The organism is Streptomyces sp. NPDC005281 (assembly GCF_040607495.1).
In the GTDB taxonomy this organism is placed as follows: domain Bacteria; phylum Actinomycetota; class Actinomycetes; order Streptomycetales; family Streptomycetaceae; genus Streptomyces.
On sequence record NZ_JBEXGX010000008.1, the window covers coordinates 41,620 to 58,216 of the forward strand.

The following is a 16,597-nucleotide window of genomic DNA, read 5'->3' on the forward strand; positions in this document are numbered from 1 at the left end:
ACATGCGTTCCCGTCCGGACGTGACTGTGCCCGGCACCGCCATTGGCGCCGGGCACAGGCCTGGGTGGGTGGAAACCCTACGCGCGACCCGCGGTCTTCTGGGTCTTGCGGGTGACGGCGTCGATGACGACCGTGGCGAGCAGAACGCCACCGGTGATCATGTACTGGACCGGCGAGGCGATGCCCTGCAGGGCCAGACCGTACTGGATGGAGACGATCACCAGAACACCCAGCAGGGCGTTCCAGGTGCGACCGCGGCCACCGAAGAGGCTGGTGCCACCGATGACGGCCGCCGCGATGGCGTTCATCAGGAGGTCACCGCCGCCCGCGCCCTGGTTGGCGGAGGCGATCTTCGAGGCGATGAACAGACCGCCGACGGCGGCGAAGGTACCGGAGATCGAGAAGACCGAGATCCGGACCATCTCGACGTTGATACCTGCACGACGGGAGGCCTCGACGCTGCCACCGAGCGCGAAGATCTTCCGGCCGAAGGACGTACGGCGCAGCACGAAGTCCGTGACCAGCAGGACCGCGAGGAAGATCACCACGGCGAGCGGCAGACCCTTGTACTGGTTGTACATGATCGCCACGGCGAAGCTGAGGATGCCCAGCAGCACCGTGCGGGCGATGGTCTCGCTCAGCGGGCGCGACGGCACACCGGCCGCCTCGCGGCGCTTGTTGCCGAGGTAGGAGCTGGCGAAGAACCCGGCGGTCACGACGATGGCGAGCGCGTAGGAGGCGGCGACATCGGTGAAGTAGTAGCTGGTCAGCTTGGCGACGACGCCCTCGCTGTCCAGGTTGATCGTGCCGTTGCTGCCGAGGATCTGGAGCATGAGGCCGTTCCAGAACAGCAGACCCGCCAGGGTGACGGCGAAGGCCGGCACACCGATGCGCGCGAAGAAGAAGCCCTGGATCGCACCGGCGACCGTGCCGGTGAGGATGGCCAGGACGAACGCGAGCCACTCGTTCATGCCGTGGGTGACGCTGAGCACCGCGAACGTGGCGCCGGCGACACCGGAGAGCGAACCGACCGACAGGTCGATCTCACCGAGCAGCAGCACGAAGACGATGCCGACCGCGATCATGCCCGTGCCGACCATGGCGACGGAGATGTCGGAGAGGTTGCCCGCGGTGAGGAAGTTCGAGTTCAGGCTCGCGAAGATCGCCCAGATGATGATCAGACCGATGACGACCGGGATGGAACCCAGGTCGCCGGCCTTCATCTTGCGCTTGAACTCGCCCACGTAACCGGCGAAGCCCTGCTCGCGGACGAGCAGTCGCGGGTCGACGGCGGTGACCGCCTTGGCGGCCGCCTCGGGGTTCTCCACTACGTGGTCCCCGGTCCCAGAAGTCTTGTTGGCGCTCACTTCTGAGCCTCCCCGCTGCGCGCCGCCCGACGGGTCACGGCGTTCTCCGTGGCGCCCGTGATGGCGGAAATGATCTCTTCCTGGGAGGTCGACTTGACCTCGAAGACGCCGTTGTTGCGCCCGAGGCGCAGGACGGCGACCTTGTCGGCCACGGCCTTCACGTCAGCCATGTTGTGGCTGATGAGGATCACCGCGTGGCCACGCTCGCGCAGGCGCTCGACCAGGTCGAGGACCTGGGCGGTCTGCTCGACGCCGAGGGCCGCGGTGGGCTCGTCGAGGATGACGAGCTTGGGCTCACCGAGCATCGAACGGGCGATCGCCACCGTCTGGCGCTGACCGCCGGAGAGCGAGGCGATCGGGATGCGGACGCTGGGGATGCGGATGGACAGCGTGTCCAGCAGCTCGCGGGAGCGGCGCTCCATCTCGACCTCGTCCAGGACACCGCGCTTCTTGAGCTCGCGTCCCAGGTAGAGGTTCCCCACCACGTCGATGTTGTCGCAGAGCGCGAGGTCCTGGTAGACCGTCGCGATGCCCAGGTTCTGGGCGTCGTGCGGGCGGTTGATCTGAACGGCCCTGCCGTCCCATTCGATGGAGCCCTCATCGATGGGGTGCACGCCGGCGATCGTCTTGACCAGCGTGGACTTTCCGGCGCCGTTGTCGCCCACCAGGGCGACCACTTCACCGGCGTGGACCTCAAGCTCTACATCGGTGAGCGCCTGGACGGCACCGAATCGCTTGGAGACCCCGCGCAACGCCAGAACAGGCGTAGCGGACACGTGAACCATCTCCTTCGCCGCCTGACCCGGCGGGAGGTTGTGCAGAAGTATGCGGTGGGGGTTCCGTCCGGTGCCCCGCTTAGCTTGCGGGGCTATTGGATGCGGGGCACCGGAGGAGCTTTGGATCACACGAGCCACGTACGGGAATTCAGAAGCGAATTCCCGTACGCGTTGGCGACTCGCGGTTGACTACTGCAGGCCGGCCTTCTTGCAGGCCGCGGCGTACGCCGGGGTGCAGATGTCGTTGACCGTGTACAGGCCGTCCTTGACGACAGTGTCCTTGATGTTGGCCTTGGTCAGCGAGGTGACGGGGACCAGGACGGACGGGATCTGCTTGTCGGTCGGGCTGTCGACCTTGTCCTTGGCGACGGAGTCGAGCGACTTGCCCTGGGCGAGCGCGACGGCCAGCTCGGCGGCCGCGTCGGCCTCCGGGGCGTACGGCTTGTAGACGCTCATGAACTGCTCACCCGCGAGGATGCGCTGCACACCCGCGAGCTCGGCGTCCTGGCCCGTGACGGGGACCTTGAGGCCGGCGGCCTTCAGCGCGGTGATGATACCGCCGGCCATGCCGTCGTTCGCGGAGTAGACACCGATGATGTTCTTCTTGCCGAGAGCCGAGATCGCCGCCTCCATGTTGGCGTTGGCGTTCTCCGGCTTCCACTCCTTGGTGTCGTACTCCTTGCCGACGTTCACCTTGCCGTCGAGCACCTCGTGGGCGCCGGCCTTGAACTGTGCGGCGTTCGGGTCGGTGACCGAACCGTTCATCATGACGATCTTGCCGGACTTGGCCTTGGAGCCAAGCGCCTGGAGGAGCGCCTCACCCTGCGTCTTGCCGACAGTCTTGTTGTCGAACGAGGTGTAGCCCGAGATGGGGCCCTGCGCGAGGCGGTCGTAGGCCACGACCGGGATGCCGGCGTCCTTGGCCTTCTGGACCGAGCTCTTGATCGCGGCCGCGTCCACAGCGTCGACGATCAGCACGTCCACCTTGTTGGTGATCATGGTGTCGACCTGCTGGCTCTGCGTGCTCGCGTCCTGCTTGGCGTTGGCGTAGACGACCGTGCCCTTGCCGTTCGTGAGCTCGCTGACCTTCTTCTCGATCAGCGGCTTGTCGAACTTCTCGTAGCGGGCCGTCTGGTTCTCCGGGAGGAGCAGACCGACCTTGATCGCGTCGCCCTTCTTCGCGGAGCCGGCGGAGCTGTCGCTGCTGCCCTTGGACTCCTTGGCACTGCCACAAGCGGCCAGCGAGACAGCCATTGCACCAGCGGCAACGGCTACAGCGGCACGACGCATCTGCGTGTTCATTCTCAAACCTCCCTGACGAGGCCGCGTCGTTGCGGCCGAGGTGGACTGGAGTCAACTCGGCCACACGTGCGACGTCAAGAAGTAAATACTTAACGAGATGGCAACGGTGCCATGCGTTCTCTAAGTGAAGGCAGGAGCGGCAGCCGACAGGGATCCGTCCAAAAGGGTCGAATCACCCATCTCGCTGAGTGCGAGAGCAAGCGCTCCCAGCACCTCCGCACGGCCCCCAAGTGCTCCTGGCAACACCGAGAGTTGACGTGCGGCGCTGGGGATCGCATAGCGGCCGACAGACTCCCTGATGGGCCCGAGAACGAGCTCGCCGGCCTCGGCGAGATCGCCGCCCAGGACCACCCTGCTCGGGTTCAGCAAATTACAGAGATTCGCGACTCCACTGCCGATGTGACGGCCGACGTCGGCGATCACCCGACGGCAGCCCGGATCTCCGTCCCGCGCCAGCCTGACCACGCCTTCCATGGTCAGATCGGTCCCATGACTGGACTGGAGGAGCGGCAGCACATAGCGCGCCGCCGCGAAGGTCTCCAGGCAGCCGCGGTTGCCACAGCGACACACGGGGCCGGATTCATCAAGTGTAATATGCCCGATTTCTCCCGCTGTGCCACCCGGGCCGCGGTAGATCTTGCCCTCTATGACCAGCCCCGCGCCGACACCGCTGGCGACCTTGATGTACGCGAGATCCCTGACCCCGCGCCCGCTGCCCCAGACCATCTCGCCGAGCGCGCCCAGATTGGCGTCGTTGTCCACGTAGACAGGCACTCCGAGCCGCCCCCGCAGCTCCTCGGCGGGCCTGGCGCCGGTCCAGCCCGGCAGGATCGAGGTGGACCCCAGGGTGCCCGACTCCACGTCGATGGGGCCCGGCACGCCAAGGCCCACGCCCGCGATCTTGGAACGGTCCACGCCCGTTGCTGCAATCAGGCGGCTGACGAGTTCCTCGGCCCGGTCGAAGCCCTGCGCGGCGGACGCGTCCACGTCCAGCGGCTCGGACTCCTCCGCCAGCACCTGATGGGCCAGATTCCCGACGGCGACGCGCAAATGGGTATGCCCGAAGTCGACGCCGATGACGATCCCGGCGTCACCGCTCAAGGACACGCTGCGCGCCCTGCGGCCGCCGGCCGACGTGGGTGTGACCTCGACCGTTCCGCCGTCCTTGAGTTCACGAACGATATTGGAAACGGTCGCGGCCGACAGGCCCGTCGTCCTCGCGATCTCCGCCTGCGTGAGCGAACCGGCAAGCCGCACCGCTCGCACGACGCGCTCCAAATTGGCTCGGTGCAGCGAAGACTGCGACCCCGGAGTCTCCATCGACTCATCCACTCCTGCCCTCAGCCGGGCGGCCCCGATGCCGCCCATGTGATCTGGGTCACGTCAACGGGACCCCGGTCACTTACAAGTTGTGAACTCCAAGCTCCGCTGAACGGGTTACCGCAGTCAAGTCCTTGACGGAAATCAGGGCCGCCCAGTCATGTTCGACCTCCGGCCCCACCCGGACACACATGCGCCACCCCCGGGACGGAGGTGGCGCATGTGAAGGGCGGGACGATTCGTTACTTGAGAGTCGCCGAAGTGAGACCTGCCTGGACCTGACGCTGGAAGGACAGGTAGACGATCAGCATCGGGATCATGGCGATGGTCACGCCGGCGAACAGGACGGGCAGGTCGGTGGCGTACCCCTGCTGCTGCTGAAGCTGGATGAGTCCCTGGGTCAGGACGTAGCGCTCCGGATCCGAGCTGCTCTGCGGCTGCATCAGCACCGAGGGCAGGATGTACTGGTTCCACTGGCCCAGGACGTTGAAGATGCCGACGCTGAGCAGTCCGGGCTTGGCCATGGGCAGCATGACCTGGAAGAACGCCCGGGTGTGCGAGGCCCCGTCGAGCACCGCCGCCTCGAACACCGCTGTCGGCAATGTCCGGAAGAAGGCGTGCATGAAGAACACGGTGAACGGCAGCGAGTACGCCACGTAGACCAGGATCAGCCCTTGGTACGTGTTCAACATGTCGAGACGCTTGACCATGAAGAACAGCGGCACCAGGGCCAGGAAGACGGGGAACATGGCCCCGCCGACGAAGAAGTAGTACACGAGCCGGTTGCCCGGGAACTCGTAGCGGGCCAGCACGTACGCCGCCATCGCGCCGAGCAGCATGGTCAGCGGGACCGAGAACACCAGGACGATCAGGGTGTTGGCGAAGTAGTCGCCGATGCCCTTGTTCCAGGCCCGGCTGAAGACGTCGAACTGCCAGTTCGAGGGCCAGCCGAGGGCCGACCCGCCGATCTGCGCGTCGGTCTTGAAGGAACTGAGGATCAGCCAGAGCAGCGGCAGGATGATCAGGATCGCCCACAGGGCGAGGAAGCCGTGGGAGAAGACGTTGAGGGCCAGGCCCTCGGTGCGCTTGTCGCCCGGCCGGGGCGGGGCCTTCCTGGCGCTTCGCTGCTTGGGTACCGCGGCGCCGTCGGCCTTCGCCGGCTCCGTCATGGGTGCGCTCATAGTCGTGTCTCCCGCTCAGAACTCGATGCGCTCGCGGCGGGTGGCGCGCAGCGTGACCACGGACAGGATCAGGGTGAGAAGGAGCATGACGACGCCCATGGCGCAGGCGTAGCCGCTCTTTCCGAAGTAGAGGAAGTTGCGCATCATGACGTTCGCCATGACCTCGCTGTGGTGGTCGGGCCCGCCGCCGTAGCCGGTGCCCTGGGTCGTGGTCGAGACGAGGACGAACATGTCCATCGCGATGATTCCGAGATAGACCCAGGCGGTCTGCACCGTGTCCCAGAGCAGGGGCAGGGTGACCCGGAAGAAGGTGTGGGTGCGGCTCGCGCCGTCCAGCAGCGCGGCCTCGTAGATGTCTCGCGGGATGGACTGCATGGCGGCGGAGAACAGCACCAGATAGAAGCCGACGCCGTGCCAGACGACGACCGCCATCAGGCACCAGAGCACCAGGTTCGGCTCGTTCATCCACTCGATGGGGTTGTTCCCGTCGACCAGACCGAGCTTGATCAGCACGCCGTTGAGCAGACCGCCGCTGTCACTGCGGTAGAGGGCCCCGAAGAGCACCGCCACGATCGCGAGCGACAGCACCTGCGGGAAGAAGTACACGATCTTGTAGAAGCGCGAACCCGTGACGCCCTGGACACCGCCGGCACCACCCCGCCCGCCCGCGTTCACCATGAAGGCGAAGAAGAGGGCGAGCAGGATGGTGATCACCGGGATGAACACCAGGAACAGGATGTTGTGCCAGATCGCTTCGAGGAATACGTCGTCCTGGAACAACGCCTTGTAATTGTCCAGGCCGACGAAACTGAACGTCTGCGACTGACCCTTCCAGTCGGTGAAGGAGTAGCCGATGGTCTGTATGTATGGCCAGATCACGAAGATCAGATACAGCGCCAAAGGTGCGAGGAGAAACCCCGCGACGAACCGGTACTGCCCTTTTCGCATGGCATCCTGCCCCTGGTGTTCCGGGTTTACGTGATCAGTCGCGGTGGTTCTTCTTGGACGCGGGGTCCTTGGCCGCCTTGTCGACCGCCGCCTGGGCGCGCTTCAGCCATTCCTTCGGCTGGATGCGCTTGGACATCAGCTCGTTGGACGCGTTCTGGATCGAGACGTCCATCTCGCTGTACCAGTTGGGGTACAGGTAGTTGAAGCTGTTGGTGCCGGCCGCCTTGGAGGCGTCGACCGTGGACTGCGTACCGGGACGCAGCTGCACGCCGTCGGACACACCGTCCTTGAGGATGGTGAGCGAGTTGGCCTTCTGGGCGAAGAGCGTCGACCATTCCTTGGAGAGCATGGAGCGCATGAACTCCTTGGCCTCGGGCAGGTTCGCGGCCTTCGCCGGGATGATGAACGGCTCGCCCGAGCCGGCCCGGATCGCCTCGAACGGCAGCTTGTCGCCCGGCAGGCTGGGCATCGGCATGAACTTCATGTCGAAGTCCCCAGGCGTCTGCTTGAGCTGCTCGTTCTCCAGCCAGGAGCCACAGGTGATGAACGCGGCCTTGTACTGGTTCCACCGGGTCTGCGACTCGGTGTGGGTCAGGCCGTTGGTGCCGGCCATCAAGTAGCCCTTTTCCACGACCTCGTAGATGGCCTCGACGGCCGCCTGGGCAGCGTCGGACCCGACGAACGCCTTGGGATCGAGGTTGTCGATCGCCTTCATGGCGTCCAGACCGCCCTGCTTGGCGATCAGGTCCATGATGGCGACGTTGATGTAGTACGGGTACTTGCCCTGGTGCGCGAGGCCGCCGATGCCCTGCGACTTGGCGTCCTTGCAGATGGCGAGGAAGGCGTCCCAGGTCTTGGGCACCTCCCAGCCCTTCTCCTTGAAGAGCTTGCCGGAGTACCAGAGTCCCCACACCGTGTAGATGTAGTTGAGGGACACGACCTTGCCGCCCTGAAGTCCCGGGTCGAGCGTGCCCGGGATCAGCGTGTCGCGGACCTTCTTGGACGGGTCGTCGATGGACGGGGCGTCGAGGACCGCGGCCAGGTCGAGGAGCTGACCGCTCTTGTAGAGCACGTCCAGCTTGATCTGCTGGGCGCCCGAGTCGTCGACGATGTCCGGCGGGTTGCCGCCGTTGAAGCGCGGCTGGAGCTTGCCGGTGATCTCCTGGGTACCGGTGTGGGCGCTCTTGCTGCCCCACTTCTTGTCGAACGCCGCCTCCCACGCCTTGGCGTAGTCGTCGCCGTAACCGCCCTTGAAGACGACGACGTCGAGCTTGCCGCCGCCCTTCTTCACACCGAAGGGGTTGTCCTTGCTGGTCTTGCCGGTGCCCTTGTCGGTGGACTTGTCGTCACCGCCGCCGCTCGCACACGCGGACAGGAAGCTCATCGTCGGAACCGTGATCAGACCGAGCGCGGCCGACCTCTTGATGAGGTCGCGGCGGCCTACACCCTCGGTACTGCTGTTCTCGGCGGAAGTGGATCCCATGCTCAAGTCCTCGCCTTCTCCAGGACTCAGGCGGTGAACCGGATCCTCCCCGGCACCGCGGTCAGTTCAAGCTGGGGTCGTGCGTGGGGGATTCAGCGGGACGAACCGGCAGTACGTGTATGGACCACGCTCCGCCGTCCCGCGAAATTCCCCCCTGGGTCCTGCCTGTCCAGAGCCAGTCGATCGACTGGCCGGACGCGACAGGTATAGTCCACTTCCCGCCAACGGAGCAAGATCGAATGCAGGTTTGGCCGCTGGTCTTTTCCGAGTTGAGACCTCACGGAAATATGGGGCACCCCAGGACCACCCCGACGAAGATCCACAGGACACCGGCCTCCCGCAATGAACTCAATGCACGGTTCGTCACTCGACATTCACCCCGGATGCCACACCCAACACCCTTGACATCACTGTCAACTTGGCGCCCAAATGGTCCTTGCGCCTCGAAGTTGACAACGTTGTCCACGTGCAGGGAGGGTGCTCGCGCATGCAACAGAGAGCTCGGTACAGACAGAGTTCCAGGCATCGGACCGGATGGCGTTCCCCGGCGGCACTGGGGGTGGCGGCGCTCTGCCTGTTAGCGGCCTCCCAGGGCGTCGCGGTCGCCCTGCCGGCCCAAAAGGCCAAGCCGGACCGGGAATTCAGCTCCTCGTTCGAATCGGGTGATCCCGCCCCGGACTGGCTCAACACGGTGGACACCGCTCCCGACGGGACGAAGCGGTCCTCGGGGGTCGACGGCGGCTACAGCACCGGCATCCCCGGCAATGTGACCGACCACGTCACCGACGTGCGGGCCAGCGGCGAGAACACCGGCGCGGGCGAGGTCAAGGAGAACCTCGTCGACGGTGAGTCGAGCAGCAAGTGGCTGACCTTCGAGCCCACCGGCTGGGCGGAGTTCGACCTGGACGCGCCCGTCAAGGTGGTCACGTACGCGCTCACATCCGCAAACGACCACGACGAGCGCGACCCCGCGGACTGGACGCTCCAGGGCTCCACCGACGGCAAGGACTGGAAGACCCTCGACACCCGCTCCGGCGAATCCTTCGGCGAGCGGTTCCAGACGAAGGCGTACGACATCCAGAGCCCTGTCGAGTACCAGCACTTCCGGCTCGACGTCACGAAGAACAACGGCGGCGACATCCTCCAGATCGCCGACGTCCAGTTCTCGACGGGCCAGAGCGACGACCCGACGCCCAAGGACATGCTCTCGCTCGTGGACCGGGGGCCGAGCGGCTCGCCGACCGCCAAGGCGGGCGCGGGTTTCACCGGCAAACGGGCGCTGCGGTACGCCGGCACCCACAAGGGTGACGGTCGTGCCTACTCGTACAACAAGGTCTTCGACGTGAACGTCCGCGTCGGGCGCGACACCGAACTGTCGTACCGGATCTTTCCCTCGATGGCGGACGGCGACCGGGACTACGACGCCACGAACGTGGCCGTCGACCTGGTCTTCACCGACGGCACCTCGCTGAGCGGTCTCAACGCCGTGGACCAGCACGGATTCGCGCTGACGCCACAGGGCCAAGGCGCCGCCAAGGTGCTGTACGTCAACCAGTGGAACAACGTGTCCTCGCGGATCGGTTCCGTGGCGATCGGGAAGACCGTCGACCGGATCCTCCTCGCCTACGACTCGCCGAAGGGCCCCGCGAAGTTCCGCGGCTGGCTCGACGACGTCTCGCTGCGCAGGGCCGCTCCGCAGCAGCCCGCGGAGCATCTCGCCGACTACGCGCTCACGACCCGCGGCACCAACTCCAGCGGCGGCTTCTCGCGCGGAAACAACTTCCCGGCCACGGCCGTGCCGCACGGCTTCAACTTCTGGACGCCGGTGACCAACGCGGGCTCGCTGAGCTGGCTGTACGACTACGCCCGGGCCAACAACGCGGACAACCTGCCCACCATCCAGGCGTTCAGCGCGAGCCATGAGCCGAGCCCCTGGATGGGTGACCGGCAGACCTTCCAGGTGATGCCGTCGGCCGCCTCCGGAACCCCGGACACCGGCAGGGCCGCCCGCGAACTGGCCTTCCGGCACGAGAACGAGACCGCGCGGCCGTACTACTACGGGGTGACCTTCGAGAACGGTCTCAAGGCGGAGATGGCGCCGACCGACCACGCCGCGGCGCTGCGCTTCACCTATCCCGGTGACGACGCGAGCGTGATCTTCGACAACGTCACCGAGCAGGCGGGGCTGACGCTCGACACCTCGGCCGGTGTCGTCACCGGCTACTCGGACGTGAAGTCGGGCCTGTCGACCGGCGCCACCCGGCTCTTCGTCTACGGCGTCTTCGACGCGCCCGTGACCGAGGGCTCCGCCGGCGGCGTCAAGGGCTACATGAGGTTCAAGGCCGGCTCCGACCACACCGTCACCCTGCGGCTGGCCACCTCGCTCATCAGCATCGACCAGGCCAAGGACAACCTGAGCCAGGAGATCCCGGACGGCACGTCGTTCGACGCGGTCAAGAAGGACGCGCGACGCCAGTGGGACCGGCTGTTCGGCAAGGTGGAGGTACAGGGCGCCACACCCGATCAGCTGACCACGCTGTACTCCAGCATGTACCGGCTCTACCTGTACCCGAACTCCGGCTTCGAGAAGGTGGGTTCGAAGTACCAGTACGCCTCCCCGTTCTCCCCGATGCCGGGTCCCGACACCGCGACCCACACCGGTGCGAAGATCGTCGACGGCAAGGTGTACGTCAACAACGGTTTCTGGGACACCTACCGGACGACCTGGCCCGCCTACTCGCTGCTGACGCCCGGTCAGGCGGGTGAGATGGTCGACGGGTTCGTACAGCAGTACAAGGACGGCGGCTGGACCTCGCGCTGGTCCTCGCCGGGCTACGCGGACCTGATGACCGGCACCTCGTCGGACGTGGCGTTCGCGGACGCGTACGTCAAGGGTGTCGACTTCGACGCGAAGTCGGCGTACGACGCGGCCCTGAAGAACGCGACGGTGGTCCCGCCGACCTCAGGAGTCGGCCGCAAGGGCATGGCCACCTCTCCCTTCCTCGGCTACACGAGCACCTCCACGGGCGAGGGCCTGTCATGGGCCATGGAGGGCTACGTCAACGACTACGGCATCGCCGAGATGGGCAAGGCGCTCTACAAGAAGACCGGCGAGAAGCGCTACAAGGAGGAGTCGGACTACTTCCTCAACCGCTCCCGCGACTACGTGAACCTCTTCGACACCAAGGCCGGCTTCTTCCAGGGCCGCGACGCGAAGGGCGACTGGCGGCTCGACTCCGCGAAGTACGATCCGCGCGTGTGGGGTTACGACTACACGGAGACCAACGGCTGGGGGTACGCGTTCACCGCGCCGCAGGACTCGCGCGGTCTCGCCAACCTGTACGGCGGCCGGGCAGCGCTCGCGCAGAAGCTCGACACGTACTTCTCCACCCCCGAGACGGCCTCGCCCGACACCGTCGGCTCCTACGGCGGGGTCATCCACGAGATGACCGAGGCCCGGGACGTACGGATGGGCCAGTACGGGCACTCCAACCAGGTGGCCCATCACGTCAACTACATGTACGACGCGGCCGGACAGCCCTGGAAGGCCCAGAAGAACATCCGCGAGGTCCTCTCCCGTCTCTACAGCGGCAGCGAGATCGGGCAGGGCTACCACGGCGACGAGGACAACGGCGAGCAGTCGGCCTGGTACCTCTTCTCCTCGCTCGGCTTCTACCCGCTGGTGATGGGCAGCGGCGAATACGCCATCGGATCGCCCCTGTTCACCAAGGCGACGGTCCACCTGGAGAACGGCCACGACCTGGTCATCAGGGCCCCGCGAAACAGCACGAAGAACGTGTACGTGCAGGGCGTCCGGTTCAACGGCAAGCGGTGGACCTCGACTTCGCTCCCCCACTCGCTGATCACCCGGGGCGGAGTGCTGGAGTTCGACATGGGCGCGGAGCCGTCCTCGTGGGGCACCGGCAAGAACGCGGCACCGGCGTCGGTCACCGAGGACGACAAGGTGCCGTCACCGCGCGCCGACACCCTCAAGGGCGATGGCGCCCTCTTCGACAACACCTCGGCCACCAACGCCACCGTCACCTCGGTGGACCTGCCGGTCGGCGCCGAGACCGAGGGGGTCCAGTACACACTGACCTCCTCGGACCACACCAAGGCCCCGAGCGGGTGGACTCTCCAGGGCTCGTCGGACGGGACGACGTGGACCGACCTCGACAAGCGCTCCGGCGAGTCCTTCCCCTGGGACAGACAGACCCGGGTGTTCACGGTCGCGGCCCCGGGCTCGTACGCCCACTACCGCCTCGTCCTCGACGGTGAGTCGACTCTCGCGGAGGTGGAACTGCTGGCCTGAGCGGCACCCGACGGCAAAGAGGGGCGGGCCCGGAGGAGGCTCCGGGCCCGCCCCGCTTTCACGTTCACCTGCACGGGTGGATCACTTGGCGAGCCGTCGGTTCAGGGGCTCACCGCGAGGGTGAAGACGTGCAGATCGGCGTCGTCCGGGAGGGTGACGCTCTTGACGGTCCTGCCTGCCGGCGCCTGGAAGGGCTTGGTGGCGAAGACGTAGGTGGCGACCGGGTCCTTGTCGGCGCCGGCGACGTTGCGGTACGCGGTCCTGGCGATGGTCTCGTTGCCGTACTGGACGGTCCCGCCCCCTCCCCCGACGGTCCAGTCGGTGAAGGACAGATCGACAAAATCGGTGCCGCCGTCGGTGTAGGTCACGGTCGCCGTGGTCTTCTGATTGCCGTTCACGGCGCTGCCGATGAAGGACAACCGGCTTGCCGGGTCGCTCAGTTCGATGGTCTGCGAGGTGGCCGAGGCGTTGTCGGGGCGGCCCGAGGGGGACTTCGGCCAGGTGTAGGCGAGGCCGTCCACCGTTCCCTGGCCGCCCGGGGTCAGACCCGCGTCGGCGAGGGCTTGACGGGAGTAGCTCCAGCCGCCGCCGTCGTAGTCGGCCTCGGCGTGGTCCCCGGTGTCGTCGGAGACTCCGGTGTTGTCGTAGGCCGCGAGGAGGGATCCCGGAGCGGCGACCGTCAGGGCCACCGGCTGGGCGTACGACGTGTCGGCGGAGGTCACGGACACCTTGACGTCGTAGAACCCCTGCTCGGCGTCGTCGGCGGCGGTGAGGGCGATCCGCTGGGCGCCGTCGCTCACCGTGCCCTCCGCGGGAGTCGCCGTCACACCCGCCGGAACATCCACGTGGAAGCGGACCTCGGGCCCGGCTCCCCCGCCGAGGGCGAGGGCGCGGACGTCGAGCGCGGTGCTGCCGCCTGGCGCGAGCGTCGCCGCCGTCGGGCCCACACCGATCTGGTACGGCTGTTCGCCCGTGCGGAAGGAGGGCGGCGCGGCCGCCTCCGCACTTCCCCAGCTCTTGTCGGGGGTCGTGGACAGCGTGTAGTCGAGCGTGCCGCCGTCCCGGACGAAGGAGGCCGGGAGCCATGGCCTGCCGCTGCTGCGGCCGTCGACCCGCAGCGACTGGACGTACGGGGCGTCCGCGGCCGCGCCCCGGGCCCGGATCTCGATGTCGGCGCCGCCCGGACGCTCGATCTCGATCCTCGGGAACAGCGGCGAGGCCAGGACGAGTTCGGCGCGGGAGGGCACCTGGGGGTACATGCCGAGCGCGGAGAAGACGTACCAGGACGACATCTCACCGAGGTCGTCGTTGCCGGGGATGCCGCCGGGCTGCGTCGACCACAGCCGGGCCATCGCCGCTCGCACGGTCTCCTGCGCCTTGTACGGCGCGCCCGCGTAGTCGTACAGGTAGGGCACGTTGACCGAGGGCTCGTTGTCCAGCTCGGACTTGTCGCCGCCGCTGCCGGTGAACGCCCAACTGCCGTCCGCCTCATGGAAGAACGTGTCGAGGCGGTCGAGAGCTTGGGCGCGGCCGCCCATGGCGGCGAAGAGGCCGGCCGGGTCGTGCTGCACCATCCAGGTGTACTGGGCCGCCGTGCCCTCCACGAAGCCGTTTCCGGCCGCCGGGGTGAAGCCGGTGACCCAGCTCCCGTCGGCCTTGCGGTTGGCGACGTAACCGCCGCCGGGGTCGGCCGCGATGTTGAAGTTGTTCTGCCACCACTGGGAACGCTCGGCGAAGTCGGCGGCGGTCTTCTTCTGTCCGGCGGCCTTGGCCAGTTGGGAGATGGCGAAGTCCGCGCCGGACATCTCCAGGGTCTCGGCGGCGCCGCCCCAGGCGTTGGACACGGACGGCATGTAGTGGTGGTCGAGGTACTTGTCGAGCGAGGGGCGCTGGCCGGCCGAGAGCACCGGTTTGCCCGCCGGTGAGAGGTCCTGCTCGGTCGGCACGGTCGCCGCCTTCACCAGGGAGCCGAGTGCGCCGCGCAGGTCGAAGTCCGTGCCGCCGAACGCGCGGATGCCCGCGAGGGCGGGCGCCGACGGATCGCCGTTCATGACGTGCGTCCCGCTCGCGCCGTGCAGCCAGCGGTCCCAGACTCCCCCGTTCTGCCGGGCGAGTTCGAGGAGGGACTGCGCGATGTCGGAGCCGGTGTCCGGGTCGAGCAGGGTCAGCAGCTGTACCTGGGAGCGGTAGACGTCCCAGCCGGAGAAGGTGCCGTACTGCGCCTCGTGGCCCCGGCCGACGGTGTGCGCCTTGCCGTCGGGGCCCCGGTATCTGCGGTCGGCGTCACTGATGACGTTCGGGTGCAGAAGGGCGTGGTAGAGCGCGGTGTAGAAGGTGGTGCGGTCGCTGTCGGTGCCCCCGCCGACGCCGATCCGGCCGAGCCGTTCACGCCAGGCGCGATGGGCGGCGCGCTGGACGGAGGCGAAGGAGCGGGACGGCGGGTTCTCGTCCGCGAGGTTGGCGGCGGCGCCCTCCTGACTGACGTAGGAGATACCGACCTTGACGTTCACGGGGTCGGTGCCGGGCTCGAACTCCACATATCCACCCGCCCCCTTGCCCGCGAGAGGCCGGCCGCCCTGGGCGAAGCCCCCGGTGCCGCCGCTCGCCTCGGTGGCGCCCGGGCTCACCCGGTCGTCCTGCCAGGTGCCGGTGGTCTTGAAGTCGCGGTCGAAGCGGGCGGTGAAGTACACGGTGTAGTAGGAGCGTTGGCCCTCGGGGTCGAGGTAGCCGCAGAAGTTGCCGGAGGTGACCGAGCCGGAGACGGTCCGGGTCGCCGGATCGATCCGCACACTCGAATCGGTGGACCCGACCTCGGAGTTGGCGGTCCGGATCAACATCGAGGCGGGTTTGCCGGCGGGGAAGGTGAAGCGGCCCGAGCCTGTGCGGGGGGTGGCCGTGAGATCGGCGGTCACGCCGGAGGCGAGTCCCACCTTGTAGTGGCCGGGCTCGGCCAGTTCGTCGGTGTGGGCGAACCCGGAGGCGTAGACGGCGTCCTTGGTGTCGGTCGCCGGGGACGAGTCGACCTCACCGGCGTACGGGAAGAACGGGATGTCTCCGCTGCCGCCCGCGCATCCCGTTCCGGACATGTGGGTGAGGCTGAAGCCCCGGATGCGCGTGGCGTCGTACTGGTAACCGCCGGGCGCGGCGGTGCGGGTGGCGTCCCCGCGTGTGTTCTCCGGGCTCCAGGAGAGCATGCCGAAGGGCGTGACGGCGCCCGGGAAGACATTGCCGCCGTTCCTGGTGCCGATGAGCGGATCGACGTACGCGGTGGGGTCCTGGACAAGTGCCGTGGCAGGCACTGGTTCCGGCGGCCCCGACGGAGGTGCGGCGAACGCCGGGGTGACGCCGGCGACCGTCAGGGCGACGGCCGGCAGTAACGATGACGGACGGAAACGCATGACGCGGCCCCTCCTCCTTCGGACGGGTCGCGCACCACAGGTCGCACAAGCCGCAGGGACAGTAACGTGCGCCACGGGTACCACGGAAGACCGCGTGCGCCGCCGGGGACGCGCCTGGCGGACACTCCGATGGCGTCACGGGAGACAGGCAGGGCGGGCCCCCTCCCGGCCTGCCGGTGGGCAGGGGCGGGAACCGATGGGCGGCGCCCGCGCCACGCGGCCCCTCTCCGCCGCCGATGTCACGTCCGGCGTTCGCCCCCCAAGGCCACGAACGAGCCGGACGCAGCCCGTCTCCGCCGCCGATACCGCGTCCGGCACTCGCCCCCGAAGGTCACGAACGAGCCGAGCTAGGCCGTCAACGTTCTTGACATCGTTGTCCGTTGAGGCGATAGAGTCTTGCGCAGACCGTACGACAACGTTGTCGCGCACCACGGTCGCCACAAGCCGCACCATCCCGGGCAGGGCCTCCCCCGCCGCGTCCGGGCTCGCGGACCGGGTGGGTGGGTCCGA

9 protein-coding genes are annotated in these 16,597 nt (G+C 67.5%); 1 reads left to right on the forward strand and 8 read right to left on the reverse strand.

What is annotated here, in order from left to right:
- Positions 1-77: 77 nt before the first annotated feature.
- The 7 genes from ABZV42_RS13635 to ngcE all read right to left on the reverse strand — a co-directional run bounded on the left by ABZV42_RS13635 (position 78) and on the right by ngcE (position 8,377).
- Positions 78-1,367 carry a sugar ABC transporter permease gene (locus ABZV42_RS13635; RefSeq protein WP_355981210.1) on the reverse strand — a complete coding sequence of 430 codons (1,290 nt, stop codon included), beginning with the start codon at positions 1,365-1,367 and terminating at the stop codon, positions 78-80.
- Entirely contained in the window at positions 1,364-2,152 is a 789-nt protein-coding gene (locus tag ABZV42_RS13640; RefSeq protein ID WP_355981208.1) for an ATP-binding cassette domain-containing protein, read from the reverse strand. Before ABZV42_RS13640 ends, ABZV42_RS13635 begins: the two co-directional genes overlap by 4 nt.
- A 180-nt stretch (positions 2,153-2,332) precedes the next feature.
- Positions 2,333-3,433, reverse strand: coding sequence for a substrate-binding domain-containing protein (locus tag ABZV42_RS13645; protein WP_355981311.1), 1,101 nt, complete (start codon positions 3,431-3,433; stop codon positions 2,333-2,335).
- A 132-nt stretch (positions 3,434-3,565) separates the two neighbouring features.
- Positions 3,566-4,765 carry an ROK family transcriptional regulator gene (locus ABZV42_RS13650; protein WP_355981206.1) on the reverse strand — a complete coding sequence of 400 codons (1,200 nt, stop codon included), beginning with the start codon at positions 4,763-4,765 and terminating at the stop codon, positions 3,566-3,568.
- Positions 4,766-5,007: 242 nt separating this feature from the next.
- Positions 5,008-5,946, reverse strand: coding sequence for a carbohydrate ABC transporter permease (locus ABZV42_RS13655; RefSeq protein ID WP_356051988.1), 939 nt, complete (start codon positions 5,944-5,946; stop codon positions 5,008-5,010).
- Between the two features lie 15 nt (positions 5,947-5,961).
- Positions 5,962-6,894: a sugar ABC transporter permease gene (locus tag ABZV42_RS13660; RefSeq protein WP_355981200.1), complete on the reverse strand. Its 933-nt coding sequence runs from the start codon at positions 6,892-6,894 to the stop codon at positions 5,962-5,964.
- Positions 6,895-6,928: 34 nt separating this feature from the next.
- A complete protein-coding gene (ngcE, locus tag ABZV42_RS13665; RefSeq protein WP_355981197.1) occupies positions 6,929-8,377 on the reverse strand; it encodes an N-acetylglucosamine/diacetylchitobiose ABC transporter substrate-binding protein in 1,449 nt (482 codons plus the stop codon).
- Between the two features lie 487 nt (positions 8,378-8,864).
- Between ngcE and ABZV42_RS13670 the strand changes: the two genes are divergently transcribed.
- Positions 8,865-12,689, forward strand: a complete 3,825-nt coding sequence (locus ABZV42_RS13670; protein WP_356051990.1) for a GH92 family glycosyl hydrolase — start codon at positions 8,865-8,867, stop codon at positions 12,687-12,689.
- 101 nt (positions 12,690-12,790) lie between these two features.
- Here ABZV42_RS13670 and ABZV42_RS13675 read toward each other — a convergent pair whose 3' ends face one another.
- On the reverse strand, positions 12,791-16,087 hold the full coding sequence (locus tag ABZV42_RS13675; RefSeq protein ID WP_356051992.1) for a GH92 family glycosyl hydrolase: 3,297 nt from the start codon (positions 16,085-16,087) through the stop codon (positions 12,791-12,793).
- Positions 16,088-16,597 lie beyond the last annotated feature (510 nt).